Origin of the sequence: Pseudomonas sp. HMWF032 (genome assembly GCF_003060885.1) — a bacterium.
In the GTDB taxonomy this organism is placed as follows: Bacteria; Pseudomonadota; Gammaproteobacteria; order Pseudomonadales; family Pseudomonadaceae; genus Aquipseudomonas.
This window is the reverse complement of sequence record NZ_QAIG01000005.1, coordinates 327000-351241: the sequence shown is the minus strand read 5'-3', so window position 1 is coordinate 351241 and position 24242 is coordinate 327000. Positions and strand designations below refer to the sequence as shown.

Below are 24242 nucleotides of genomic sequence, written 5' to 3'. Positions count from 1 at the left end.
TACCCTCTGCCTGTGAACTGCATAGCGAATAACCGCCAAGGCTCTACCTAGACTGCGCGACTTTAACTTTCCAGACTAATGGAGCAGTCGCATGTCAAAACGCTGGATTACAGCTGCAGTCGCCACCGCCATTGTCGGCGGCGTCTTGGGGGTCGTCCTCTCGGCTGACCTTGAGCAGCCCAAGCCAACCCAAGCCGCATCGAACAACAACCAAAACGGTAAATCCCCCACCCCCAACGCCAGCCTGGCTGCGCAAGCCCCGGGCCCGGCAGCCAGGCAACACACCAGCGGCGCATCCACCCTGCAGGCCAAACCGCCCGTGGCCACCAGCCGCGCCGCGCAGGCCACGCTCTGGGACGCAAACTCCCTGCAGGAAACCGAGAGCAACGGCATCACCCAGCACCTGACCCAGGTCGACCCGGAGCAACTCAACAACCTGGCGGTCGGTCAGGTGGTCGCCCTGGCACTGCCAGGGCGCAGCAGCCCAACCCGCGCCAGCCTCGGCGAAACCCGCAACACCGCTGGCAGCGCCGTATGGCAAGGCAGCCTGATCGATGGCGATGAAGTGGAAAGCATGACCCTGATCAAGGGCGCGCTGGAGACCCATATCACCGTCGCCACGCTCGACGGCAGCCTGTCGATCATCATCGATAACGCCACCGGCAAGACGGTGATCACCGATGAAAACCAGCTGGTACTGCGGGCCGACCCCAACGACCACCTGCACTACGACCATAAAGAACTGGCCCCGCTGCCACCGCCCGCTCAGGGCTGATCACCTTCTTACCCACATCGCACAAGGAACGCTGATATGAAGAAAGTGCAATGGCTCTCTGCCCTCGCACTGGCCCTGGCCGCCCATAGCGCCCAGGCCAACCCGCAAACCGTCGACATCATGGTGCTCTACACCAAGGACGCGCAGAGCCTGCCCAACGGCCGCGATATCGACGCACGCATCGCCAGCTACATCGAATACACCAACACGGCCTACGCCAAAAGCGGCGTGAATATCCGCCTGCGCCTGGTGCACAAGCAACTGCTCGACTGGGCCAATTACTACGACGTGTCCAGCGCCAACCTCAACAAGTTCACCGACGACGCTCAGGTAAAGCGCCTGCGTGAGCAATACGGCGCCGACGTGGTACAGCTGATCAACCGCACCACCCAGGGCCAGGGTTATGGCGTCTGCGGTATCGCCTGGATGGGCACCGGGGCTAAGAACAGCGACCGTTTCAACAACGGTGCCAAGGAAATGGCCTATGGCCTGACCGGCGTCGACTGCAGCCTCAGCACCTTCGCCCATGAAGCCGGCCACAATATGGGCCTGCGCCACTCCTACGAGCAGGATCAGCAGGAAGGCTACTACAACGCCAACGGCCACAACGGCACCCACGAATGGAGCCGTGGATACGGCGTCCAGGGTCAGTTCAGCACCATCATGGCCTACCCACAGGTCTTCGGCGCACGCCGTCAGGCGCCGGTCTTTTCCAATCCACGGCTGAATGACGCCGACTGCGCCAATCAGCCTTGCGGTATGCCCGATCGCGCCGATGCGGTGCGCGCACTCAACGCCATGGCCGGGCAGATCGCCGCCTTCCGCGCCACCCAGGTGCCGGTCACCACTAACCCCGGTACCGGCAACCCGACCACGCCGCCGGCCGAGCTGCCCTGGTGCAGCAAGCCAGCGCTCAAGGGCCTGGTCAGCAACGGCGAGTTCAACAGCAACGAAGGCTGGCGTGCGCTGTTCGGCCAGGCGCAGCTGAGCCTGGTCAATGTGGCCCTGAACTGCCGTGATAACGCACTGCAAATGGACGCGCAGTCCTTCGATGTACTGGCCACACCGGTCACTGGCCTGACTGCCGGCGCGAAATATCGCCTGAAAGCCAAAGCCATGCTCAAGACCCGCGACAGCCGTGAGAACGTGCGCGTGGCGATCCTGCAGGAAAGCACCGATGGCCGCTTTACCTACAGCGCCGAGCAGACGGTCACTCTGTCCGTAACGGGCAACGAGTTCAGCCGCTTGGAAAAAGCCTTCACCTATACAACGCCAAGCAACGTGCGCAATCTGTATGTGGCGATCTGGAGCGACAGCGGCAGCAGCCTGCTGGTCGATGAGGTCGAACTGCAGGAAGTCCAGGCCGCCGCACCTCCGGTACCACCTGCGCCAACCCAGTTCGGCTGGAACTTCGAGAACGGCATCGGTGGCTGGTCTGGTTTCCATGGCAGTGCCCGCGCCAGCACCTTCGCCAGCGGCAGCCGCCTGGCACTGGAAGCCTATCAGCGTCAGTACGAAGGCGCCGGTGCGAGCGTCAGCCTGCTCGGTAATGTCCAGGCCGGTAATCGCTATCGCGTTTCGGCCGACCTGAGCATTGGCCGCAGCAGTGCGGTCAGCGCCATCGCCTACGCCTACCTGTATGTCGAGGATGGCAATGGCCGTGGCCAGTACCTGCCCCTTGGCCAGCGCACCACCCGTGGTGGCAGCTGGAGCAAGCTGCAGCATGAAGTGCAGCTGCCAGCCGGTACCCTGCGCCGCGTCGACCTGCTAATCCTGGGCACTCAACGTAGCGAGTCGCTGTTTATCGACAACGTCAGCATCGGCAAGCTGTAAACACCCGGCAGCACTCAAACCCATGGCTGCCTCAGCAGTCATGGGTTTTTTCATTAAGGATTCTTTATGTTGCAGCCCAATAATCAAGCCCGGCCAGTCGCCTCGGAGCATCTAATCACGGGCTTGTGCCTGCTGCTTCTGCTGGCCGGCAGCCTCAGCCTGACCTATCAGGGTGCGGCGTTCTGGCGATTACTGCACAGCCCAATCAACCTGGCGCCCGCGCAGCCAGCCCCGGTGCAGCCGGTTATCGATCAGCAGCAGCTAGCAGGACTATTCGGCGTCCCATTACTCGACAGTGGCGGCCCGGCTCCGGCCACCTCCTTGCAACTGAGCTTGATGGCCGCCTTCAAACACCCACAAAGCCGCCGCTCCAGCGCCATTATTGGCCAGGACGGTCAGCCTCCTGAGCGCTTTATGGTCGGCGCCACCATCGCCCCAGGTGTCACCCTTGAGAGCGTGCAGCGCCAGCATGTCACCCTGTTCCGCCACGGTCGCCGCGAGAGCCTGCACTTTCCGGACAAACCCAGCCAACCACTTACACCTGCAGCCAACCCCATCGCGACCGGGTTGCTTAGTCAGGCCAGCAGCAGCGTCACCACTCACAGATAACCGTGCAGTTGCCGCATTACGCCTCCCTGGCCATGCTGCTAGAGGCCTCAGTGAAAGGGTTTGATCGCCACCTTGAGCACGCCATCGCGCTGGTGAGCAAAGAGATCGTAGGCCGCAACGATGTCATCCAGCGCATACTGATGCGTCACCAGCGCGCCGAAGTCGACGCGCCCGGCGGCCACCACATTGATCAGCCGGCGCATGCGCTCCTTACCACCCGGGCACAGTGAGGTGACGATCTTGTGGTCACCCAGACCGGCATGGAACGCCGCCAGCGGAATGACCAGATCCGTCGAATAGACCCCCAGGCTGGACAACGTGCCACCTGGCTTGAGCACCCGCAGTGCACTTTCGAAGGTGGACTGCAGGCCCAGCGCCTCGATGGCCGCATCCACACCACGGCCCCCGGTCAGGCGCAGGATTTCCTCGACCACATCGACCTGATTGAAGTTAAGGGTGATGTCCGCGCCCATCTGCCGGGCAATCTGCAAGCGCTGCTCGACGCCATCGACCACGATGATGGTGCTCGCACCGCGCAGCTTGGCCCCTGCCGTGGCGCACAAGCCAATCGGCCCCTGGGCGAAGACGGCGACTACATCGCCAATCTTGATATTGGCCGCCTCCGCACCGGCAAACCCGGTGGACATGATGTCCGGGCACATCAGCACCTGCTCGTCAGTCAGACCATCGGGAACCGGGGCCAGGTTACCCTGAGCGTCCGGCACCAGTACGTACTCGGCCTGGGTGCCGTCGATGCTGTTGCCGAAACGCCAGCCGCCCATGGGTTTGTAGCCATGACAGCTGCAACCGCCATCCTGAGAGGAATAACCGTCCTGGCTGGCGTAAGAGCTGAAACTCGGGCAGATGGCCCCGGCAATCACCCGCTGCCCCTCCTGATAGCCCTGCACGTTGCTGCCCAGTTTCTCGATGATGCCGACCGGCTCGTGGCCGATGGTCAGCCCCTTGGCCACCGGGTATTCACCCTTGAGGATATGCACATCGGTGCCACAGATGGTCGTGGTGGTCACCCGTATCAACGCATCATTGGGCCCCACGGGCGGGATGGGCTTATCCACCAACTCAATGCGTCCAGGCTCGATAAACACCGCGGCTTTCATCATGCTCATGGTCAGGCTCCTTGCATGCGTTAACACAGAGCCCTTGACTGTAGTCGCTTGATTGCCCGGCCCCTTGTCCGACATCAATGCCAGGCACAATAAGCGCAAGACTCCAAAGCCTTAAACCCGCGATCGCCAGGCATAAAAAAACCGCCTGCAAGAGGCGGTTTTCCAGTGCGACCGAGGCTCAGTTGCCTTCGCGGCGCAACGCCTGCGGGGTGAAATCGCGCGGCGTCAGCTTGGCGTTGAAGTTGTACATCGGCTCGTTGTTATCCAGGCCATCAACAAAGTAACGCTTACCCTTGAAGTCGTAGATAGTCTCCAGGGTGCTGCCGAACATCGGTACATCGTAATAGCTGATCGGGTGGCTTTCCTGTACGCCGCTCAGCTCACCGCTCTTGTCGTAGAGGTCGGCGGCGAGGATCTGCCAGCTGTCCTCGTCGATGTAGAAGCGGCGCTTGCCATACGGGTGGCTAAACCCCTTGCGCAGCTCAGCATCGACCACCCAGACACGGTGCAATTCATACCGCAGCAGTTCCGGGTTGACGGTGTTGCTGCGCAGGATGTTGTCGTAGGGGATGCCCTTCTGGTGCACCGCGTAACTGTTGTACGGCACCAGCATTTCCTGCTTGCCCACCAGGGTCCAGTCATACCGGTCCGGCGCGCCATTGTAGGCGTCGACCACATCGGCAGTGGCCATGCCATTGGTGTCCGGCTGCAGGGTGTCGTAGGCCAGCATCGGCAGGCGACGCACGCGACGCTCGCCACGGTTGAAGCGCCAGGCTTTGCGGATCGCCAGCACCTGATCAAGGGTTTCCTGCACCACCAGCGCCGAACCGGCGAGCTTGGCCGGCGCGACCACCTTGTACTTGTAGTAGAACAGGGTGTTGTCCAGGTCCTGCGGGCTAACGCCTTCGCGCCCATAGATGAAGTAGATGTCGCGTTCCAGCTTGAGCAGATTGTAGGCCCCGTTGGCCAGCACCGCGGCCTGGTTGGTGACGAAGCTGATCTGATCGCCACGGTAGCGCATGATGTGGTTCCAGATGGCTTCCTGGCCCGTCTTCGGCAACGGGAAAGGAATCCCGGCCGCTACACCTGCCACGCCGTTACCACCGGAAATCAGCTCGGCATTCAGCGCATTGAAGCGCGTGGCGTCGTAGATACGCTGCGGCGCGGCGGCGCTGCGACGGGTCGGGAACACCCGCAGGGCGTAATCAGGATTTTTTTCCAGCAGCACCTTGAGCCCCGCCGGCAACAGCGCCTGATATTGCGCCAGGTTCTGACTGTTGACCTGATACAGGGGTGCATCGGCGCTGTAAGGGTCAGGGTGGTGCATGCCCGGCTGGTAGTTGGCGGGCGGTTGCGCCAGGCCGCCGTCCCAGGCTGGAATGGTGCCGGCGGCATTGCCCGCACGCTCACCACCCAGCGGCGTCAGGTCCTGGCTCAGACGTGCAGCCTGCGTACTGTCGACTTTGGCCTGTGCCTGCAGCGCGCAGCTTGCCAGCAGCAGAATTGAAAGCGTTCTCAACACAGCGTTCTCCTCGCAGCCCGGCGTGTAGCCGCGCTGCTGTTGTTATGACCCTGGCAACACTGCCTGGGTATATAGGCCGTCTTGGTGAGGAGCCGTCCTGGCGAGCGCCGGATTATTCCGATCTAGTGCGTGCGTCCCTGGGCTTATGGTGGTGCGGCACCGAGAACTCAGTGCCTGAAGCAATCAGTCGATACGCTGGAATTTCAGGTCCCAGACGCCATGTCCCAGACGCTCGCCACGCCGCTCGAACTTGGTGGTCGGACGCTCCGTGGGCCGCGGGACATACTGGCCGTCCTCAGCCTGATTCTGGTAACCGGGCGCGACATTCATCACCTCCAGCATGTACTCGGCGTAAGGCTGCCAATCGGTGGCCATGTGTAACACACCGCCAACCTTGAGCTTCTGTCGCACCAGCTCGGCAAACACCGGCTGCACGATACGCCGCTTGTTGTGCTTGGCCTTGTGCCAGGGGTCAGGGAAAAACAGCAGCACCCGATCCAGGCTGGCGTCAGCTACGCAGGTGCGCAGTACATCCAGCGCATCACAGCTGTAGACGCGCATATTGCTGAGGTTATGGGTCATCAGGCCATTGAGCAGGGCGCCAACACCCGGGCGGTGTACTTCCACGCCGATAAAGTCCTGCTCGGGCGAGGCGGCGGCCATTTCCAGGGTGGAATGGCCCATGCCGAAGCCGATCTCGAAGGTGCGCGGCGCCGTGCGACCGAACACCTGATCAAAGTCGCGCAGACCATCCTCCAGCTGCAGGCCGAACTTCGGCCAGCCCTGATCGAGGCCGCGTTGCTGGCCTTCAGTCATGCGCCCGGCGCGCATCACGAAACTCTTGATCGCGCGGTGCTTGGAGGTGTCTTCAGCCGGCTCAGGCTGTTGCTGCAATTCGGTCATGCTGTGCTCTTAAAGTGCTTTTACTTAATCAGGCCATCCAGCGGCGACGAGGCGCTGGCATAGAGTTTCTTAGGCATGCGCCCAGCCAGGTAGGCCATGCGCCCGGCGATGATCGCGTGTTTCATCGCTTCGCCCATCAGAATCGGGTTCTGCGCATGGGCAATCGCACTGTTCATCAGCACCGCCTCGCAGCCCAGTTCCATGGCGATGGTGGCATCAGACGCCGTGCCGACACCGGCATCGACCAATACCGGCACGGTCGCTTCTTCGAGGATGATGCGCAGGTTGTACGGGTTGCAGATGCCCAGCCCGGTGCCGATCAACCCGGCCAGCGGCATCACCGCGATACAGCCCATGGCGGCCAATTCACGGGCGATGATCGGGTCATCGCTGGTGTACACCATCACGTCGAAGCCGTCCTTGACCAGCACTTCGGCGGCCTTGAGGGTTTCGATCACGTTGGGGAACAGGGTCTTCTGGTCAGCCAGCACTTCCAGCTTCACCAGCTTGTGGCCGTCGAGCAGCTCACGGGCCAGGCGACAGGTACGCACGGCCTCGACAGCGTCATAGCAGCCGGCGGTATTCGGCAGGATGGTGTACGTGTCCGGTGAGATCACATCCAGCAGATTCGGCTCGCCCGGGTTCTGCCCGATATTGGTCCGGCGCACCGCCACGGTAACGATCTCGGCACCTGAAGCCTCGATGGCCAGGCGGGTTTCTTCGAGGTCCTTGTACTTGCCGGTACCGACCAGCAGGCGCGACTGGTAGGTACGACCGGCCAGGGTAAAGGGCTTGTCGGTAGGCGCATGGCTCATGGGTAATCCTCGTGAAAGTGGGCAGCTGTCTGAACGCGATAAACCGATGAGCGGGGATCAACCACCGCCAATGGCGTGGACCACTTCAACCTGATCACCCGCGCGCAAGGCGGTGGTGGCGTGCTGGCTGCGCGGCACGATATCCAGATTGAGTTCGACCGCCACGCGCCGTCCGGCCAGGTCCAGACGCGCGATCAACCCGGCAACGGTTTCCCCATCGGGCAATTCGAATGCTTCACCGTTTAACTGAATACGCATGACGACTCGGTCACAACTGAGAAAAGGGCCGGCATTCTAGCCTGATCATGGGCGCCGACCAAGGCTAAAGGCTGCCACTCATCCTGCTTTCTGACTTACGGGTCAGATGGTAGTGCGCGCACCCAGCTTCCAGGCCGCGATACCCAGACAGAGCCAACCGGCGAGAAACGCCACGCCGCCGAAAGGAGTGACCATGCCCAACGCACTGATACCGCTCAAGGTCAGGGCATACAGGCTACCGGAGAACAGCACGATACCCAGAGCAAACAGCGCGCCGGCGCAATTGACCAGCGGTGCCGGCCGCAGCAAGGCCAGCAGACCAACGCCGAACAGCGCCAGCGCGTGAACCAGTTGGTAGTGGGCGCCCGTTTGAAACACCGCGAGATAAGCCGGCGTCAGTTGGTTTTTCAGGCCATGTGCAGCAAAAGCGCCCAAAGCGACACCGGTAAACCCGGTACAGGCAGACAGCAATAACCACAGACGAGCCATGCATCACTCCAGCTATATAAACAGGGCTGGCTATAATGGCCGGCAAACTCATCCCGGCCAAGCACGCATGTTTCGATCCCTCTTCCGTCGACTGCTCACCCTCCTGCTCTGGCTGATGCTCGGTTCGGTTCTGCTGGTGCTGTTATTCCGCTGGGTACCGCCACCCGGCAGCGCACTGATGGTTGAGCGCAAGATCGAGTCATGGCTCATTGATCAGCCCATCGACCTGCAGCGCAGCTGGCGCCCCTGGAGCGAACTGCCGGATGACCTGAAGATGGCGGTGATTGCTGGCGAGGATCAGAAGTTCGCCGAACACTGGGGCTTCGATGTCGCGGCTATCCAGGCCGCTCTGGAGCACAACCAGCAAGGCGGTTCTCTGCGCGGCGCCAGTACCCTCAGCCAGCAAGTGGCGAAGAACCTGTTTCTCTGGTCTGGGCGCAGTTGGCTGCGCAAAGGTATGGAAGTGTGGTTTACCGGCCTGATCGAACTGCTCTGGCCCAAGCAGCGGATTCTTGAGGTGTACCTCAACAGCGTCGAGTGGGGCGACGGCGTGTTTGGTGCCGAAGCGGCGGCACGCCATCATTTCAAGGTCGGCGCGCCCTACCTGTCACGCCAGCAGAGCAGCCTGCTGGCCGCCGTACTGCCCAACCCGCGCGAGTGGAGCGCCAGCCGTCCGAGTGCGCATATCAACCGCCGAGCCAACTGGATTCGTCAGCAGATGCGGCAACTGGGTGGCAGCCACTACCTCAACCGCCTGCGCCCCAGCCGCCCCGACTGGTGGCCGAGCTGGCTGCCGTAATGGTTACAGACATGAAAAAGCCGCACCTGAGTGCGGCTTTTTCTGTGGTGATCTGCCGAGTTGTTACGCGGCAATCGAACCTTTGAGCTTGTTCATCGCGTTCTTCTCCAGCTGACGAATGCGCTCGGCCGATACGTTGTACTTGGCAGCGAGATCATGCAGCGTGGCTTTCTCTTCAGCCAGCCAGCGCTGGTAGAGGATGTCACGGCTGCGCTCATCCAGACCTTCCAGCGCCTCGTGCAGATTGGCGGTGGAACTGTCGCTCCAGTCAGAATCTTCCAGCTGACGCGCCGGGTCGTAGCGATGGTCTTCCAGGTAATGCGCCGGCGACTGGAAGGCGCTTTCATCGTCCGCCTCAGCAGCTGGATCGAAGGCCATGTCATGGCCGGTCAGGCGGCTTTCCATCTCACGCACTTCACGTGGCTCAACGCCCAGGCTTTCCGCCACTGCATGCACTTCGTCGTTATTCAGCCAGGCCAGACGCTTCTTCTGGCTGCGCAGGTTGAAGAACAGTTTACGCTGCGCCTTGGTGGTAGCGACCTTGACGATGCGCCAGTTTTTCAGGATGAACTCGTGGATTTCGGCGCGAATCCAGTGCACGGCGAACGACACCAGGCGCACACCCATTTCCGGGTTGAAGCGCTTGACCGCCTTCATCAGGCCGACGTTGCCTTCCTGAATCAGGTCCGCCTGGGCCAGGCCATAACCGGAGTAGCTGCGGGCGATATGCACAACAAAACGCAGGTGAGCCAGGACCATTTGCCGGGCGGCTTCGAGGTCTTGTTTGTAGAAGAGACGTTCCGCCAGTTCACGCTCCTGCTCGGGGGTCAACAGCGGGATGCCGTTTACCGCATGCACGTATGCCTCCAGGTTGGCACCCGGAACCAGAGCATGAACAGGTTGCAAAGAAGTGGACATTTGAATCCTCCGACTTACGAATCGTGGGGCAGTCTAGCACTGCTCCTTCGGACTTTATACCGCGGTACAAGTTCCCTTACACATAGTCAATATCAAGCAAAACAATAACTTACTATCTGGGAGCCAGCTCGCTCAAGTGCCTTGCCACGGCAAGCCAGGCGCCAATATAGCCCAACAACACCGCGCCGAGCAGTAGCGACAGACCATCGGCCATCGGCACGCCATCCAGAGCGAAGTCGCTGCCGTACAAACCAGCCAGACGCACCACGGCGTCGTTTAGCCAGTCCAGGCCAAAGGCCAGCAGCAACCAGGCAAATACGCCTGCGCCAATCCCGTACAACGCCCCCATATAAAGAAAGGGCCGCCGCACATAACTGTCGGTGCCGCCGACCAGCTTGATCACTTCAATTTCGGTGCGGCGGTTTTCGATATGCAAGCGAATGGTGTTGCCAATCACCAGCAGCAGCGCCATCACCAACAGCAGGGTCAGGCCGAAGACAAAGCGCTCACCCAACTTGAGCATGGCACTCAGGCGCTCGACCCACAGCAGGTCCAGTTGCGCCTGCTGCACCCGTGGCAACTCGGCCAGGCGCAGGCGCAGGGCCTCCAGGGCGATCTTATCAACCTGTTGCGGCGTCACCACGATCACCCCGGGCAGTGGGTTATCCGGCAATTCCTTGAGCGCTTCACCCAGCCCTGACTGCTGTTGGAACTCGCTCAAGGCCTGTTCACGACTGATCCATTCGGCCTCTTCCACATCGTCCAGCGCTGCAATCTGCTCGCGCAGTGCCTGACCCTGGGCCTCGCTGGCATCAATCTGCAGATAAAGGGAAATCTGTGCAGCGCGCTGCCAGGACACGCCCAGACGCTCGACGTTATCCAACAGCAACGCCAGCCCCATGGGCAGGCTCAAGGCCACGGCCATCACCAGGCAGGTAAAGAAGCTGCCAATCGGCTGCTTACCCAACCGGCGCAGGCTGTCGACCAAGCTGGCGCGGTGGTTCTCCAACCAGGCATGCAGCTGGTGGGTAAAGCTTGGGCCGTCATCACCCGGCGTTGGTGACTCGGATTTCTTCGGCGCCGCACCGACGCGTTGCGCCGGCTGTGGAGGTGGCATGCGTGTGGCACTCATACAGAAGCCTCCCCATCACCAATCAGACGGCCGCGCTGCAAGGTCAGCATACGGTGGCGCATGCGCGCAATCAGCGCCAGGTCGTGGCTGGCGATCAGCACGGTGGTGCCCAGGCGGTTGATGTCTTCAAACACCCCCATAATCTCGGCCGCCAGGCGCGGGTCGAGGTTGCCGGTGGGCTCGTCAGCCAGCAGCAGAGCAGGACGATGCACCACGGCGCGGGCAATGCCGACACGTTGCTGCTGACCGGTGGACAGGTCGCCCGGGAACTGCTCGGCCTTGTCGGCCAGGGACACACGCTCCAGCGCAGTGCGCACGCGGGTGCCGATTTCGTCCTTGGACAGGCCAAGTATCTGCAACGGCAACGCCACGTTATCGAATACGCTGCGATCAAACAGCAGTTGGTGATTCTGGAACACCACACCGATCTGCCGACGCAGGAACGGGATCTGCGCATTGGTGATGTGCGACAGGTCCTGCCCGGCCAGCAGCAACTTGCCGCTGCTCGGCCGCTCCATCGCCAGCAACAGACGCAACAAGGTGCTTTTGCCCGCCCCGGAATGGCCAGTGACGAAGAGGAACTCACCACGGCGCACATGGAAACTCAGTTCGTGCAGCCCGACGTGGCCGTTCAGGTAACGCTTACCGACCTGCTCGAATTTGATCATCCTATTTCTCCGCGAACAGGGCCTGTACGAAGGCTTCGGCCTCAAAAGTACGCAGGTCATCAATGCCCTCGCCCACCCCGATATAACGGATTGGCAAGGCAAACTGTTTGGCCAGAGCAAAGATCACCCCGCCCTTGGCGGTGCCGTCAAGCTTGGTCAACGCCAGGCCAGTGAGGTTGACCGTCTGGTTGAACTGCTTGGCCTGGCTGATGGCGTTCTGTCCGGTGCCAGCGTCCAGCACCAGCAACACTTCGTGCGGCGCGGTGTCATCCAGCTTGCCGATCACCCGACGGACCTTCTTCAGCTCTTCCATCAGGTTGTCTTTAGTGTGCAGACGCCCGGCGGTGTCGGCGATCAGCACGTCCATGCCGCGTGCCTTGGCGGCCTGCACGGCATCGAAAATCACCGAAGCGGAGTCGGCACCGGTGTGCTGGGCGATGACCGCAATCTGGTTGCGCTCGCCCCATACCTGCAACTGTTCCACGGCGGCAGCGCGGAAGGTATCACCAGCGGCGAGCATGACTTTCTTGCCGTCCTGCTGCAGTTTTTTCGCCAACTTACCGATGGTGGTGGTCTTACCCGCACCATTCACGCCAACCACCAGAATCACATAGGGCTGTTTGCTGCTGTCGATCTTCAGCGGCTGTTCGACCGGTTTGAGCAGCGTGGTCAGCTCGTCCTGCAAGGCCTTGTACAGCGCGCCACTGTCAGCCAGTTCCTTGCGCGCGACACGCTTGGTCAGGTTGCCGATAATCGCCGTGGTGGCTTCGACGCCAACGTCGGCGGTCAGCAGGCGGGTTTCCAGGTCTTCGAGCAGGTCATCATCGATGACTTTTTTGCCAAGAAACAGGCTGGCCATGCCTTCGCCAAGGCTGGCGCTGGTTTTCGACAGGCCCTGCTTGAGGCGCTCAAGGAAACCGGTACGGCCCTCCTCAGCGCTTTTAGCCGGCGCTGCGACAGGTTCTACGACAGCAGGTGCGGCCACCGGTGGCTCGACGACCGGCTCAACCACCACTGGCACCTCAACGTGCGCATGCAGGACTTCGCTGCCAGCGTTGATACGGAACCGCGACGGGCGTGGAAGCGCATTGGCTTCAGCGCTCTCAACCTCAGCGTGAGCAGAAGCGGCGACGTGTTCAACAGGTGCGACCGGAGCAGGCGGAGGCTCGACAACGGCCTCGGCGACAACTACCGGCTCTACGACAGGCACAGCAACGTCGCTTACCGGCGTAACGGGCGCAGCGGCGAACTCAATGTGCGCGGGTCCAACCGGCGCAACAGGCGGCTCATCAACCGGCGTCGGTTGCGGGTCAGGGTTGGCCGGCGCTTGCGGCTTTTTGCGCAACCAGCCGAACAGGTCTTTCTTCTCGGCTGGCTTCTCGGCAGAGGCCGGCGCAGCAGGCGCGGACTTGTGTTTGTCGTCGTTGGAACCAAACATGGAGGACGGCTATCTCAAAGGTGCGACGCGCAGGCCACAGGCTCTGAAAGCATTACTCACGCGGCATTGAAAGCTGAAGAGTGCACGCGGAAACAATCAGAAGCCTTAGCAGGCGTGGTCGCCAGTAAAACGGATGCGTATCCTAGCACCTCCGCGCCCGCCGACGCTAAGACCAAGCGGGCCCGTCCGACAGGTCGATAACCCATGCCTATGATTGCCCAACGCACCGCAGCCCTGCTGCTCGGCGTACTCTGCCACCCCCTGCTGGCCCTGGCCACAGAAACCCAGCCGACCCACGAATTCAGCCTGGACAATGGCCTCAAGGTCATCGTGCGCGAAGACCATCGCGCTCCGGTGGTGGTCTCCCAGCTCTGGTACAAGGTTGGTTCCAGCTACGAGACGCCCGGCCAGACCGGGCTGTCCCACGCCCTCGAACACATGATGTTCAAGGGCAGCCGCAAGCTCGGCCCCGGCGAAGCCTCGCGCATCCTGCGTGAGCTCGGCGCCGAGGAAAACGCCTTCACCAGCGACGACTACACCGCCTATTACCAGGTGCTGGCACGCGACCGCCTGGCCGTCGCCCTGGAACTGGAAGCCGACCGTCTGGCCAGCCTCAAACTGCCGGCCGATGAGTTCGCCAAGGAAATCGAGGTAATCAAGGAGGAGCGCCGTCTGCGCACCGACGACAAACCGTCGAGTCTGGCCTACGAGCGCTTCAAGGCCATGGCCTACCCCGCCAGCGGTTACCACACGCCGACCATCGGCTGGATGGCCGACCTTGAGCGGATGACCGTCGAGGAGCTGCGCGCCTGGTACGAAGCCTGGTACGCGCCGAACAACGCCACCCTGGTGGTAGTCGGTGACGTCAGCGTCGCCGAGGTGAAGATCCTTGTCGAACGCTATTTCGGCGCCATCCCCAAACGCACTGTGCCCACCGCCAAAGCGCCGCGTGAGCTGGCCGCACCGGGCGAACGACGCATCACCCTGCACCTGAAAACCCAGCTGCCGAGCCTGATGATGGGCTTTAACGTGCCTGGCCTGGCCACCGCCGAACAGCCGCGCCAGGTGCATGCCCTGCGTCTGGCTGCCGCCCTGCTCGATGGCGGCTACAGCGCCCGCCTGCCGACCCGCCTGGAGCGCGGCGAGGAACTGGTTTCCGGCGCCTCTGCCTGGTACGACGGTTTCGCCCGTGGCGACAGCCTGTTCATCCTGTCCGCCACACCCAACGTGCAGACCGGCAAAACCCTGGAGCAGGTCGAAGCTGGCCTGTGGCGTGAGCTGGAGGACTTGAAAAACACCCCGCCAAGCGCCGAGGAACTGGCCCGCGTGCGTGCGCAAGTAATCGCCGGCCTGGTCTACGAGCGTGATTCGATCACCAGCCAGGCCACCGCCATCGGCCAGCTGGAAACCGTCGGCCTGTCGTGGCAGCTGATCGACCAGGAGCTGGCCGAACTGGAAGCCGTGACCCCGGCGGATATCCAGAGTGCCGCCAAAACCTTCTTTACCCGCGACCGCCTGAGCGTCGCCCATGTTCTGCCTGAGGAGAAGCGCAATGAGTGAGCGCAATGGCCTGCGCTACGGCCTGCTCGGCCTGGCGCTACTGATACTGCTGGCATTGCTGGCCCTGGTGATCAACCGCCCGGATAACAGCACAGAACCGGCTGCTGCCACCGAATCGACCAGCATCGAATCCCTGGCCGCCCTTGGCGATCAGCCACCCAGCCGCCGCGACCTGAATATCCAGACCTGGCACACCGCCGAGGGTGCCAAGGTGCTGTTCGTCGAAGCCCGCGAGCTGCCGATGTTCGACCTGCAACTGACCTTTGCCGCTGGCAGCAGCCATGACGACGGCGTCGCCGGCCTGGCGATGCTGACCAACGCCATGCTCAACGAAGGCGTGCCGGGCAAGGATGTCGGCGCGATTGCCGCCGGCTTCGAAAACCTCGGCGCCAACTTCGGCAACGGCGCGTTCCGCGACATGGCCATCGCCAGCTTGCGCAGCCTCAGCGCGGCGGACAAACGCGAGCCAGCCCTGCAGCTGTTCAATCAGGTGCTCGGCCAGCCGACCTTCCCGGAAGACGCCCTGGCGCGGATCAAAAACCAGCTGCTGGCCGGTTTCGAATACCAGAAGCAGAACCCCGGCAAGCTGGCCAGCCTGGCGCTGTTCGAGCGCCTGTACGGCACGCATCCTTACGCCCACCCGAGCGATGGCACGGCGGAGTCGATTCCGGCCCTCCGCCGTGAGCAGTTGCAGGCCTTCCACGCCAAGGCCTACACCGCCCATAACGCGATTATTGCGCTGGTCGGCGACCTCTCGCGCAGCGACGCCGAAGCGCTGGCCAATCAGGTATCCGCCGCCTTGCCGAAAGGTCCGGCGCTGCCGCGCATCGTCCAGCCGGCAGAACCCAAGCCGGGGCTGCAACATATCGAATTCCCCTCCAACCAGACCCACCTGATGATTGCCCAACTCGGCATCGACCGCCGCGACCCGGACTACGCCGCGCTCTACCTGGGCAACCAGGTGTTCGGCGGCGGTGGCTTCGGCACCCGCTTGATGACCGAAGTGCGCGAGAAGCGCGGCCTGACCTACGGCGTCTACTCCGGTTTCAGTGCCATGCAGGCGCGCGGCCCCTTTATGATCAACTTGCAGACCCGTGCGGAGCTCAGCGACGGCACCCTGCAACTGGTCAAAAGCATGCTCGCCGACTTCATCAACAACGGCCCGACTGCAGAAGAGCTGAACAACGCCAAGCGCGAGCTGGCCGGCAGCTTCCCGCTGTCCACTGCGAGCAATGCCGCCATTGTCGGCCAGCTGGGCTCCATGGGTTTCTATGACCTGCCGCTGACTTACCTGGAAGACTTTATGCGCGACGTCGAAGTGCTGACGGTCGAGCAGGTCAAGGCTGCCATGGCCAAGCACCTCAATCCCGAGGCTCTGGTGATTGTCACCGCCGGCCCAAGCGTGGCGCAGAAAGAACTGCCACCGCCCACCGACCGCCCCGCCGAACAACCTTCTGGCGTCCCGGAGCACTAATGAGCAAGCGACCCAAACCGCCAAAAGCCGCCCCCGTCCATGGTGGCGATGGCCAGCTGCGGATCATCGGCGGGCAATGGCGCTCGCGTCAGTTCAACTTCCCCATGGCCGCCGGTCTGCGGCCGACACCGAACCGCGTGCGCGAAACCCTGTTCAACTGGCTGGCGCCCTATGTCGAGGGTGCCAAGGTGCTCGACCTGTTCGCCGGCAGCGGCGCGCTGTTTCTTGAAGCACTGTCGCGCGGCGCCGGCAGCGCCCTGGCCCTGGACCTCAATCCAGCGGCCATTGCCAACCTGCGCGGCCACCTGCACACGCTGAAATGCGACAACGGCCAACTGCAACAGACTGACGCCCTGCTCTTCCTGCAAAGCCCTGCGGCGACGCCGTTCGATCTGGTGTTTCTCGACCCACCGTTCAATCAGAACCTGCTGCTGCCCGCCTGCACCCTTCTCGAGCAGAACGGCTGGCTGGCGGCCGACGCCTGGGTCTACACCGAAAGCGAGAACCCGCCTTCCAGCCTGGGCATGCCCGGCAACTGGCGCCTGCACCGCGAACAGAAGGCTGGCCAGGTGTATTACGCGCTGTGGCAGCGCACAGCCGCGTAGGGCTTTTGCAGGGTGGGTGAGCCGGAGCCGATCACCGGGGGTTAACCCCGGATGTAGACGGCATAACCCACCAGACAGCAAAACACGCCCACCCAAGGGCAGGTTCTGTTATTCGCACCCGTCATATAGCTTTCGTTTCAGCGCCCAAGGCCCTAGCCTGGGCGCTTTCCCAAGCGATACCAATCCATGACCACGCCCTTCAAACCCGCCTGGTGGCTGCCCGGCCCCCATCTGCAAACCCTGTGGAACCCGATGTGCCGCCGGCCGGCGAAGCTTGAGCGCACGCGCGAGCGGTTGTGGCTGGACGATGGCGACTTTCTTGATCTGGACTGGCATGGCCCACACGAAGCCGAAGCACCGCTGGTGCTGGTGCTGCACGGCCTGACGGGCTCATCCGACTCGCTGTATGTGCTGGGGCTGCAGCAGCAACTGGCCGCTCAGGGCTGGGCCAGCGTGGCGCTGAACTGGCGCGGCTGCTCAGGCGAGCCGAACCTGCTGGCGCGAGGTTACCACTCCGGCGCCAGCGAGGACCTGGCGGAAACCGTGCGCCATCTGCGCGCTCAGCGGCCAATGGCGCCGCTGTATGGCGTGGGCTATTCGCTTGGCGGCAATGTGCTGCTCAAGTACCTCGGCGAAACGGCCGCGGACAGCCAGCTGCAGGGTGCAGTGGCAGTTTCAGTGCCGTTTCGTCTGGATCAGTGCGCCGACCGCATCGGCATGGGCTTTTCCAGGGTCTACCAGAGCCACTTTATGCGCGAGATGGTGGCCTACGTGAAAGACAAGCAGCGCCTGTTTGCCCACCAGGGTATGGCCGACCGGCTGTCCACCCTGGAGAAACTCGGCCCGCTGGACAATATGCGCACTTTCTGGGATTTCGACGGCCGTATCACCGCACCGCTGCACGGCTATGCCGATGCCGAGGACTACTACCGACGCGCTTCCAGCCGCTACTTTCTCGGCCAGATCGAGACGCCGACGCTGATTATCCAGGCCGCCGATGACCCCTTCGTCTTCCCCCACAGCCTGCCCGAAGCCAACGAACTGTCGCCCAGCATCGATTTCGAGCTGCACGCCCACGGCGGCCATGTCGGTTTTGTCGAGGGTAGCCTGACTAAGCCAGGTTATTACCTGGAACGGCGCATTCCACAGTGGCTGGCCGAACAGGATACGAAGCCACTGTTGGGTGGGTTAGCCGCACAGAACGCTGAATGACCAAACGAAACGCCCTCTGCGCGCGGCGTAACCCACCCTACAAAAGCGCAACCTGCCGCCCGATCAAAGTCAAATACGATTCAGATCACCTGTTCCAGCGGCACATGCAGCTTGGCATAGAGGGCCTCCACCGCTTCGCGTGATTGCGGGGCGGTGTAGCCGCCTTCCAGTGCCAGCACCTGGTAGATGCCACGGCGCAGCATCTCCTGACTGAGATCGCCGGGGTTGCCGCGGGTGGTGCAGAGAAAGCGCACCCAGGAGGTCATGACGATCCAGCTGTTGAGGGTCAACGCCTCGATCTGCGCGGCATCCATCAGCAGGATGCCGGCCTCGACAAAGCCCTGATAAATGCTCTGTGCCTGCCTCAGGCAGCGCTGGGCGAACAACCGATAGCGCTCGGCCAGTGCCGGGTCGCTGTCGAGCAGATGCTCCAGGTCACGGTGCAGAAAGCGGTAATGCCACATCGCCGCCAGCAGCGCTTCGAGGTAGAAAGTCTTGTCCTGCACCGTCAGCGCACGCCCTTCAGGGCGGCGCAGGAAGGTGTCCACCTGGCTTTCATAGAGCGCAAACAGCTCGGCGATGATCGCCTGCTTGTTACGAAAGTGGTAGTACAGGTTGCCCGGTGAAATCCCCAGGTGCGCCGCGATATGGTTGGTGGTGACACTGCGCTCACCCTGGGCATTAAACAGCGCCAGGCTTTCCTGAATGATGCGTTCGCGGGTTTTCAGTGGGGCTGACATAACGGCTCGATCTCAACTCAAAAGCCCGGCAAAGGTACACGCAGAGACAGCCAAAGTGTTACCCGCGCGCCAACTGGCATGCGACACCAACTGTTTGATGGGCTGCGTCCGTCGGCTGACCCCGGCATCCTATTTGACAGATTAGAGCAATTGCTCTAAAAATCCAGCACACCTTTTCTGCAACGGTCTTAGCTCACCTGAGCCACTGCATTGCTGGAACGCCAAGGAGCAGCACATGGTCGCCGACGTCGCCTTCGTTGAAAAAAGCATCGAACAAAGCCTGCAGCAGAGCCAGCAACAGCTCAGCCAGTTGCAGCAAAGCTTTGCCCTTCAGCGCCAGGCCTTCAAGGCCAACCCGATGCCCTCGGCCGAGCAGCGCATCCAGTGGCTCAACAGCCTGCGCGACCTGCTCAGCAATGAGCGTGAGACGCTGGTGCGCGCCATCTCCCAGGACTTCAGCAACCGCAGCGCCGATGAAACCCTGCTCGCCGAACTGATGCCCAGCCTGCATGGCATCCACTACGCGACCAAACGCATCAAAAAATGGATGAAGCCCTCGCGCCGCAGCGTCGGCATGCAGTTCATGCCCGCCTCCGCCAAGGTGATTTACCAGCCGTTGGGCGTGGTCGGGGTGATCGTGCCGTGGAACTACCCGCTGTTTCTGGCCATCGGCCCACTGGTGGGCGCACTGTCGGCCGGCAACCGGGTGATGATCAAGATGAGCGAATCGACGCCAGCCACCTCGCAACTGGTCAAAGACCTGCTGGCCAAGGTGTTCCCGGAGGATTTGGTCAGCGTGGCGCTCGGCGAGGCGGAGGTGGGCATGGCCTTCTCCAAATTGCCGTTCGATCACCTGCTGTTCACCGGTGCCACCAGCATCGGCAAGCACGTGATGCGCGCCGCTGCCGACAACCTGACCCCGGTGACCCTGGAGCTGGGCGGCAAGTCGCCGGCCATTGTCAGTGCCGACGTACCGCTGAGCGATGCCGCCGAGCGTATCGCCTTCGGCAAGACCATGAACGCCGGCCAGACCTGCGTCGCCCCGGATTACGTGCTGGTACCGAAAGCACGCGTCGACGGCTTTGTCGAGGCTTACCGCAATGCGGTGCAGGGCTTCTACCCGGCGCTGACGGACAACCCGGACTACACCGCCATCATCAACGAACGCCAATTGCAGCGCCTCAACAGCTACCTGCAGGACGCCGAAAGCAAAGGCGCGACCATCATCCCGCTGTACCCCGAAGCCCAGGGCCGGCGCATGCCGCAAGCGGTGCTGCTGAACGTGACGGATGAGATGAAGGTGATGCAGGACGAGATCTTCGGCCCGCTGCTGCCGATCATCCCCTACGACAAACTGGAAGACGCCTTCGCCTTTATCAACGAGCGCGACCGACCGCTGGCGCTCTACTACTTCGGCTATGACAAGGGTGAGCAACAGCGCGTGCTGCACGAAACCCATTCAGGCGGTGTGTGCCTGAACGACACCCTGCTGCATGTCGCGCAAGATGACATGCCCTTCGGCGGTGTCGGCCCCTCCGGCATGGGCCATTACCACGGCCATGAAGGCTTCCTGACCTTCAGCAAGGCCAAGGGTGTGTTTATCAAGCAGCGTTTCAATGCGGCCAAGATGATCTACCCGCCTTACGGCAAAGCCCTGCAGAAGCTGGTGTACAAGCTCTTCGTTCGCTAACAACCCCCCGCCCTGGCTTGCCAGGGCTACGGCCTGATCCGGTGATAACAATAAATGCACAACACCACACTTGAAGCGCCGGTCCTAACTCGGCGCAATCTGCTCAAGGTCGGCTTGATGGGTTCGGCCTTTCTCGCCACTGCCGGGCTGACAGCCAGCCTCAGCGGCTGCTCGGCAAGTACGCCGAAAGCTGGTTTTGCGGTGATCCGCGAGTCCGACCTGGCCTTTCTGCATGCCTTGATCCCGGTGATGCTGGCCGGCGCAGTCACGCCCGAGAAAATGCCGCAAGCAGTCGAAGGCACCCTCACCAGCCTCGACTACAGCCTTAATCACGTTTCGCCGGAACTGCTCAAGCTGACCGTGCAGCTGTTCGACGTGCTGGCCATGCCGATCACTCGTGGTCCGCTGACCGGCGTCTGGGGCAGCTGGGAAAACGCATCGCCCGCCGACGTGCAGGGGTTTCTCGACCGCTGGCAGAACAGCTCGATCGGCCTGCTGAAAATGGGCCACGCCTCGCTGCTGCAACTGGTGATGATGAGCTGGTATAGCCGAGCAGAGTCCTGGGCCCACTGCGGCTACCCCGGGCCGCCGACTGTTTAAAGCGCGCCCCAACTTCTAATAAGAATTCGCCTGAGATCACCCTAAATGCCTGTACCGGATAGTTTTAAAGAAGGCCTGGCCCGCGGCTGGAAAACCTACGATGGCTCGCGTCTGGACAGCGACCTGACCCTCGAAGCCGACGTCGCCATCGTTGGCAGCGGTGCGGGCGGCGGCACCACGGCAGAAATCCTCAGCGCGGCCGGCTTCAAGGTGCTGCTGATCGAAGAAGGCCCACTGAAGACCAGCAGCGACTTCAAGATGCTCGAAGACAAAGCCTACGCCAGCCTCTATCAGGAAGGCATCGGGCGCATGAGCAAGGACGGCGCGATCACCATCATGCAAGGCCGCGCCGTGGGCGGCACCACACTGATCAACTGGACCTCGAGCTTCCGCACCCCAGACCCAACGCTGGAGCACTGGGCCAAGGAGCACGGCGTCAAAGGCCACAGCCCCAAGGAAATGGCGCCCTGGTTCGAGCAGATGGAGCAGCGCCTCGGCGTCGCCCCCTGGGCCGTACCGCCGAACGCCAACAACGCGGTGATCAGCAGCGGCTGTGACAAGCTTGGTTATGAGTGGAAAGTCATTCCGCGCAACGTACGCGGCTGCTGGAACCTCGGTTATTGCGGCATGGGCTGCCCGACCAACGCCAAGCAGTCAATGCTGGTCACCACTATCCCGGCGACCCTGGATAAAGGCGGCGAACTGCTCTATCTGGCCCGTGCCGAACGCCTGCTGATCGACGGCGACAAGGTCACGGGTATCGAATGCCTCGGTATGGACGAGCGTAGCGTCGCCCCCAATGGCCGCAAGATCACGGTCAAGGCCAAGCATTACGTCCTCTCCGGCGGCGGCATCAACACGCCGGGCATTCTCCTGCGCTCGCATGCACCGGACCCGTACCAGCGCACGGGCAAACGCACCTACCTGCACCTGGTGAACTTTTCAGCAGCCCTGTTCGAGCAGGTGATCAATCCGTTCTACGGCGCGCCACAGTCGATCTACTCCGACCACTTCCAGTGGGACGACGGCACCGCCGGGCGCCTGTCTTACAAGCTCGAAGTGCCACCGCTGCAACCGGCGTTGACCGCCACCCTGCTGGGCCGCTTCGGCATCGACAACGCCATGCGCATGGAACAGCTGCCCAACACCAACGTGATGCTCGCCCTGCTGCGCGACGGTTTCCACCCGGACAGCGCCGAAGGCCGTGTGGAGCTGCGTGGTGATGGCAGTCCGGTGCTTGATTACCAGATGACCGACTACACCTGGGACGGCGTGCGCCGCGCCTTCCATACCATGGCCGAGATCCAGTTCGCCGCCGGGGCCAAGGCGGTGCTGCCGCTGCATGCCGACGCCGGTTACGTGAAAACCCTGACCGAAGCGAAAAGTCTGATCGACAACCTCAGCCTGGAGCTCTACCGCACTCGCCTGGGCAGTGCCCACGTCATGGGCGGTTGCGCCATGGGGGAAGACCCTCAGCAGGCCGTCACTGACAGCCTGGGTCGCCACCACCAGCTGAGCAACCTGTCGATCCATGACGGCTCGCTGTTCCCCACCAGCATCGGCGCCAACCCGCAGCTGTCGATCTACGGCCTGACTGCGCAACTGGCCAGCCAGCTGGCTGAACGGCTGCGCGCCTAGGCCATCGTGGAGGAGCCCGGCCATGCTGCAGAACCTGGTTTCCGTGCTGCTGATCATCGCCGGCATCATCCACTTGCTGCCACTTAGCGGTGTGCTCGGCGCGGAACGCCTGGCACAGCTCTATGGCCTGACCTTTCAGGAGCCTAACCTGCTTCTGCTGATGCGCAGCCGCGCCGTGCTGTTTGGCCTGCTCGGTGCCTTGCTGGTCTACGCCGCATTCCGCCCAGCACTGCAACCGATCGCCCTGATCGGTGGTCTACTTAGCGTGCTGAGCTTTCTCTACCTGGCTTGGAGCACTCCCGGTTACAACGAGGCGCTGCGCCGGGTGGTGATAGCCGATTGGGTGGCACTGGCCTGCCTGTTGATCGCGGCCTCGCTGGTTGCCCTCACCCGCAGCAGGGCCTGAGCGCAAACGTGCTGACTTGGCCGCAGTCGCCTTGCTGCGCTACCATCCGACTCCCCAACGGACCGCCAGGACGTCACGATGAATCGAGTGTTATACCCAGGCACCTTCGACCCCATCACCAAGGGGCACGGCGACCTGGTCGAGCGCGCAGCACGGCTGTTCGACAGCGTGATCATTGCGGTGGCTGCCAGCCCGAAGAAGAACCCGCTGTTCAGCCTGGAGCAACGCGTCGAACTGGCCCGTGAGGTCACCAAGCACCTGCCGAACGTTGAAGTCGTAGGGTTTTCTACTCTGCTGGCACACTTCGCCAAGGAGCAAGGCGCCAATGTCTTCCTGCGCGGTCTGCGTGCAGTGTCCGACTTCGAATACGAGTTCCAGCTGGCCAACATGAACCGTCAATTGGCCCCCGATGTGGAAAGCCTGTTCCTGACTCCGTCGGAGAAGTACTCGTTTATCTCCTCGACGCTGGTGCGCGAAATCGCCGCGCTGGGCGGTGATATCTCCAATTTTGTGCACCCAGCCGTGGCCGCCGCACTGACCGAACGTTTCAAGCGCTAAGCCAGTCGCGTATGGCCGCGTGCATGCGCGGCCCTGATGCGGCACAATTTGCCTTACCGTTTTCTGTACACATCTAGGCTGCACCTGTGGGGCGCAGCAGGAGTGGTTCTGTCATGTCCCTGATCATCACTGACGACTGCATCAACTGCGACGTCTGCGAACCCGAATGCCCTAATGCTGCGATTTCCCAGGGCGAAGAAATTTACGAAATCGACCCCAACCTGTGCACCGAATGCGTCGGCCACTATGACGAGCCGCAGTGCCAGCAGGTCTGCCCGGTGGATTGCATCCCACTCGACAAGAACAATGTCGAGAGCAAGGATGAGTTGATGCAGAAGTACCTGATCATTACCGGTAAAGCCTGACAGGCCCATGGAAAGCTACTGCATTTGGCCATGCTGTGTTGAACTCAGGCTCAGCCTGCTCATGTACAGCTCGTACACTGCGCAGCCTCGCCTGATTTCGCCTTACCT

The 24242-nt window shown here is 62.2% G+C and carries 25 protein-coding genes; 14 read left to right on the top strand and 11 right to left on the bottom strand.

The features are described 5' to 3' along the window. Positions 1–91: 91 nt before the first annotated feature. From DBR00_RS04445 to DBR00_RS04435, 3 genes are all read left to right on the top strand, one after another. Positions 92–775, top strand: coding sequence for a hypothetical protein (locus DBR00_RS04445; protein WP_108487811.1), 684 nt, complete (start codon positions 92–94; stop codon positions 773–775). Between the two features lie 36 nt (positions 776–811). Continuing rightward, positions 812–2608 (top strand): zinc-dependent metalloprotease family protein, encoded by a 1797-nt coding sequence (locus tag DBR00_RS04440; protein ID WP_108487812.1) that lies wholly within the window; start codon positions 812–814, stop codon positions 2606–2608. A 66-nt stretch (positions 2609–2674) separates the two neighbouring features. After that, entirely contained in the window at positions 2675–3217 is a 543-nt protein-coding gene (locus DBR00_RS04435; RefSeq protein ID WP_108487813.1) for a type II secretion system protein N, read from the top strand. 47 nt (positions 3218–3264) lie between these two features. On the opposite strand, the gene DBR00_RS04430 is transcribed toward DBR00_RS04435, so the two are convergent. The 6 genes from DBR00_RS04430 to DBR00_RS04405 form a co-directional block, all read right to left on the bottom strand. Then, a complete protein-coding gene (locus DBR00_RS04430; RefSeq protein ID WP_108487814.1) occupies positions 3265–4344 on the bottom strand; it encodes an NAD(P)-dependent alcohol dehydrogenase in 1080 nt (359 codons plus the stop codon). Between the two features lie 178 nt (positions 4345–4522). Then, complete coding sequence (locus DBR00_RS04425; protein ID WP_108487815.1) at positions 4523–5866, bottom strand: DUF1329 domain-containing protein; 1344 nt, start codon at positions 5864–5866, stop codon at positions 4523–4525. Between the two features lie 183 nt (positions 5867–6049). After that, a complete protein-coding gene (gene trmB, locus DBR00_RS04420) occupies positions 6050–6769 on the bottom strand; it encodes a tRNA (guanosine(46)-N7)-methyltransferase TrmB (RefSeq protein WP_108487816.1) in 720 nt (239 codons plus the stop codon). A 20-nt stretch (positions 6770–6789) separates the two neighbouring features. Next, the gene (locus DBR00_RS04415) at positions 6790–7584 is read right to left on the bottom strand and encodes a thiazole synthase (protein WP_108487817.1); all 795 of its coding nucleotides are present in this window, start codon (positions 7582–7584) and stop codon (positions 6790–6792) included. Positions 7585–7641: 57 nt separating this feature from the next. Further along, complete coding sequence (gene thiS, locus DBR00_RS04410) at positions 7642–7842, bottom strand: sulfur carrier protein ThiS (protein WP_108487818.1); 201 nt, start codon at positions 7840–7842, stop codon at positions 7642–7644. A gap of 102 nt (positions 7843–7944) precedes the next feature. Next, entirely contained in the window at positions 7945–8331 is a 387-nt protein-coding gene (locus tag DBR00_RS04405) for a DUF423 domain-containing protein (RefSeq protein ID WP_108487819.1), read from the bottom strand. Between the two features lie 67 nt (positions 8332–8398). On the opposite strand from DBR00_RS04405, the gene mtgA reads away from it, so the two are divergent. Further along, a complete protein-coding gene (gene mtgA, locus DBR00_RS04400; protein ID WP_108487820.1) occupies positions 8399–9130 on the top strand; it encodes a monofunctional biosynthetic peptidoglycan transglycosylase in 732 nt (243 codons plus the stop codon). 63 nt (positions 9131–9193) lie between these two features. Here mtgA and rpoH read toward each other — a convergent pair whose 3' ends face one another. The 4 genes from rpoH to ftsY form a co-directional block, all read right to left on the bottom strand. Next, on the bottom strand, positions 9194–10048 hold the full coding sequence (gene rpoH, locus DBR00_RS04395; RefSeq protein ID WP_108487821.1) for an RNA polymerase sigma factor RpoH: 855 nt from the start codon (positions 10046–10048) through the stop codon (positions 9194–9196). A 112-nt stretch (positions 10049–10160) separates the two neighbouring features. Then, entirely contained in the window at positions 10161–11180 is a 1020-nt protein-coding gene (ftsX, locus tag DBR00_RS04390; protein ID WP_108487822.1) for a permease-like cell division protein FtsX, read from the bottom strand. Further along, positions 11177–11848, bottom strand: coding sequence for a cell division ATP-binding protein FtsE (gene ftsE / locus DBR00_RS04385; RefSeq protein WP_108487823.1), 672 nt, complete (start codon positions 11846–11848; stop codon positions 11177–11179). The genes ftsX and ftsE overlap by 4 nt, the downstream gene beginning before the upstream one ends. Position 11849: 1 nt before the next feature. After that, positions 11850–13286, bottom strand: coding sequence for a signal recognition particle-docking protein FtsY (ftsY, locus tag DBR00_RS04380; protein ID WP_108487824.1), 1437 nt, complete (start codon positions 13284–13286; stop codon positions 11850–11852). Between the two features lie 204 nt (positions 13287–13490). On the opposite strand from ftsY, the gene DBR00_RS04375 reads away from it, so the two are divergent. The 4 genes from DBR00_RS04375 (at position 13491) to DBR00_RS04360 (ending at position 18137) form a co-directional block, all read left to right on the top strand. Continuing rightward, positions 13491–14846 (top strand): pitrilysin family protein, encoded by a 1356-nt coding sequence (locus DBR00_RS04375; protein WP_108538019.1) that lies wholly within the window; start codon positions 13491–13493, stop codon positions 14844–14846. Further along, on the top strand, positions 14839–16320 hold the full coding sequence (locus tag DBR00_RS04370; RefSeq protein ID WP_108488679.1) for a pitrilysin family protein: 1482 nt from the start codon (positions 14839–14841) through the stop codon (positions 16318–16320). Before DBR00_RS04375 ends, DBR00_RS04370 begins: the two co-directional genes overlap by 8 nt. After that, positions 16320–16925, top strand: a complete 606-nt coding sequence (gene rsmD / locus DBR00_RS04365; protein ID WP_108488680.1) for a 16S rRNA (guanine(966)-N(2))-methyltransferase RsmD — start codon at positions 16320–16322, stop codon at positions 16923–16925. Before DBR00_RS04370 ends, rsmD begins: the two co-directional genes overlap by 1 nt. A 186-nt stretch (positions 16926–17111) precedes the next feature. After that, positions 17112–18137 (top strand): hydrolase, encoded by a 1026-nt coding sequence (locus tag DBR00_RS04360; protein WP_108488681.1) that lies wholly within the window; start codon positions 17112–17114, stop codon positions 18135–18137. A gap of 80 nt (positions 18138–18217) precedes the next feature. Here the strand turns inward: DBR00_RS04360 and DBR00_RS04355 are convergent, their stop codons facing one another. Then, on the bottom strand, positions 18218–18877 hold the full coding sequence (locus DBR00_RS04355) for a TetR/AcrR family transcriptional regulator (RefSeq protein WP_108488682.1): 660 nt from the start codon (positions 18875–18877) through the stop codon (positions 18218–18220). Positions 18878–19112: 235 nt separating this feature from the next. On the opposite strand from DBR00_RS04355, the gene DBR00_RS04350 reads away from it, so the two are divergent. The 6 genes from DBR00_RS04350 to DBR00_RS04325 all read left to right on the top strand — a co-directional run bounded on the left by DBR00_RS04350 (position 19113) and on the right by DBR00_RS04325 (position 24134). Continuing rightward, positions 19113–20567: a coniferyl aldehyde dehydrogenase gene (locus DBR00_RS04350; RefSeq protein ID WP_108488683.1), complete on the top strand. Its 1455-nt coding sequence runs from the start codon at positions 19113–19115 to the stop codon at positions 20565–20567. Positions 20568–20621: 54 nt separating this feature from the next. Then, the gene (locus DBR00_RS04345) at positions 20622–21167 is read left to right on the top strand and encodes a twin-arginine translocation pathway signal protein (protein ID WP_108488684.1); all 546 of its coding nucleotides are present in this window, start codon (positions 20622–20624) and stop codon (positions 21165–21167) included. Between the two features lie 45 nt (positions 21168–21212). Beyond that, positions 21213–22805 carry a GMC family oxidoreductase gene (locus DBR00_RS04340; protein WP_108488685.1) on the top strand — a complete coding sequence of 531 codons (1593 nt, stop codon included), beginning with the start codon at positions 21213–21215 and terminating at the stop codon, positions 22803–22805. A 22-nt stretch (positions 22806–22827) separates the two neighbouring features. Next, complete coding sequence (locus tag DBR00_RS04335; protein WP_256582916.1) at positions 22828–23211, top strand: phosphopantetheine adenylyltransferase; 384 nt, start codon at positions 22828–22830, stop codon at positions 23209–23211. A 78-nt stretch (positions 23212–23289) separates the two neighbouring features. Next, the gene (gene coaD / locus DBR00_RS04330) at positions 23290–23769 is read left to right on the top strand and encodes a pantetheine-phosphate adenylyltransferase (protein ID WP_090380261.1); all 480 of its coding nucleotides are present in this window, start codon (positions 23290–23292) and stop codon (positions 23767–23769) included. 113 nt (positions 23770–23882) lie between these two features. Next, positions 23883–24134, top strand: a complete 252-nt coding sequence (locus DBR00_RS04325; protein ID WP_108488686.1) for a YfhL family 4Fe-4S dicluster ferredoxin — start codon at positions 23883–23885, stop codon at positions 24132–24134. The last annotated feature ends 108 nt before the right edge of the window (positions 24135–24242 follow it).

Excerpts from the sequence above, each read along its gene's own strand:
- DBR00_RS04445 (WP_108487811.1), top strand. The coding sequence starts at position 92 with ATGTCAAAACGCTGGATTACAGCTGCAGTCGCCACCGCCATTGTCGGC.
- DBR00_RS04440 (WP_108487812.1), top strand. The coding sequence starts at position 812 with ATGAAGAAAGTGCAATGGCTCTCTGCCCTCGCACTGGCCCTGGCCGCC.
- DBR00_RS04435 (WP_108487813.1), top strand. The coding sequence starts at position 2,675 with ATGTTGCAGCCCAATAATCAAGCCCGGCCAGTCGCCTCGGAGCATCTA.
- DBR00_RS04430 (WP_108487814.1), bottom strand. The coding sequence starts at position 4,344 with ATGAGCATGATGAAAGCCGCGGTGTTTATCGAGCCTGGACGCATTGAG.
- trmB (WP_108487816.1), bottom strand. The coding sequence starts at position 6,769 with ATGACCGAATTGCAGCAACAGCCTGAGCCGGCTGAAGACACCTCCAAG.
- DBR00_RS04415 (WP_108487817.1), bottom strand. The coding sequence starts at position 7,584 with ATGAGCCATGCGCCTACCGACAAGCCCTTTACCCTGGCCGGTCGTACC.
- thiS (WP_108487818.1), bottom strand. The coding sequence starts at position 7,842 with ATGCGTATTCAGTTAAACGGTGAAGCATTCGAATTGCCCGATGGGGAA.
- DBR00_RS04405 (WP_108487819.1), bottom strand. The coding sequence starts at position 8,331 with ATGGCTCGTCTGTGGTTATTGCTGTCTGCCTGTACCGGGTTTACCGGT.
- mtgA (WP_108487820.1), top strand. The coding sequence starts at position 8,399 with ATGTTTCGATCCCTCTTCCGTCGACTGCTCACCCTCCTGCTCTGGCTG.
- rpoH (WP_108487821.1), bottom strand. The coding sequence starts at position 10,048 with ATGTCCACTTCTTTGCAACCTGTTCATGCTCTGGTTCCGGGTGCCAAC.
- ftsX (WP_108487822.1), bottom strand. The coding sequence starts at position 11,180 with ATGAGTGCCACACGCATGCCACCTCCACAGCCGGCGCAACGCGTCGGT.
- ftsE (WP_108487823.1), bottom strand. The coding sequence starts at position 11,848 with ATGATCAAATTCGAGCAGGTCGGTAAGCGTTACCTGAACGGCCACGTC.
- ftsY (WP_108487824.1), bottom strand. The coding sequence starts at position 13,286 with ATGTTTGGTTCCAACGACGACAAACACAAGTCCGCGCCTGCTGCGCCG.
- DBR00_RS04375 (WP_108538019.1), top strand. The coding sequence starts at position 13,491 with ATGCCTATGATTGCCCAACGCACCGCAGCCCTGCTGCTCGGCGTACTC.
- DBR00_RS04370 (WP_108488679.1), top strand. The coding sequence starts at position 14,839 with ATGAGTGAGCGCAATGGCCTGCGCTACGGCCTGCTCGGCCTGGCGCTA.
- rsmD (WP_108488680.1), top strand. The coding sequence starts at position 16,320 with ATGAGCAAGCGACCCAAACCGCCAAAAGCCGCCCCCGTCCATGGTGGC.
- DBR00_RS04360 (WP_108488681.1), top strand. The coding sequence starts at position 17,112 with ATGACCACGCCCTTCAAACCCGCCTGGTGGCTGCCCGGCCCCCATCTG.
- DBR00_RS04355 (WP_108488682.1), bottom strand. The coding sequence starts at position 18,877 with ATGTCAGCCCCACTGAAAACCCGCGAACGCATCATTCAGGAAAGCCTG.
- DBR00_RS04350 (WP_108488683.1), top strand. The coding sequence starts at position 19,113 with ATGGTCGCCGACGTCGCCTTCGTTGAAAAAAGCATCGAACAAAGCCTG.
- DBR00_RS04345 (WP_108488684.1), top strand. The coding sequence starts at position 20,622 with ATGCACAACACCACACTTGAAGCGCCGGTCCTAACTCGGCGCAATCTG.
- DBR00_RS04340 (WP_108488685.1), top strand. The coding sequence starts at position 21,213 with ATGCCTGTACCGGATAGTTTTAAAGAAGGCCTGGCCCGCGGCTGGAAA.
- DBR00_RS04335 (WP_256582916.1), top strand. The coding sequence starts at position 22,828 with ATGCTGCAGAACCTGGTTTCCGTGCTGCTGATCATCGCCGGCATCATC.
- coaD (WP_090380261.1), top strand. The coding sequence starts at position 23,290 with ATGAATCGAGTGTTATACCCAGGCACCTTCGACCCCATCACCAAGGGG.
- DBR00_RS04325 (WP_108488686.1), top strand. The coding sequence starts at position 23,883 with ATGTCCCTGATCATCACTGACGACTGCATCAACTGCGACGTCTGCGAA.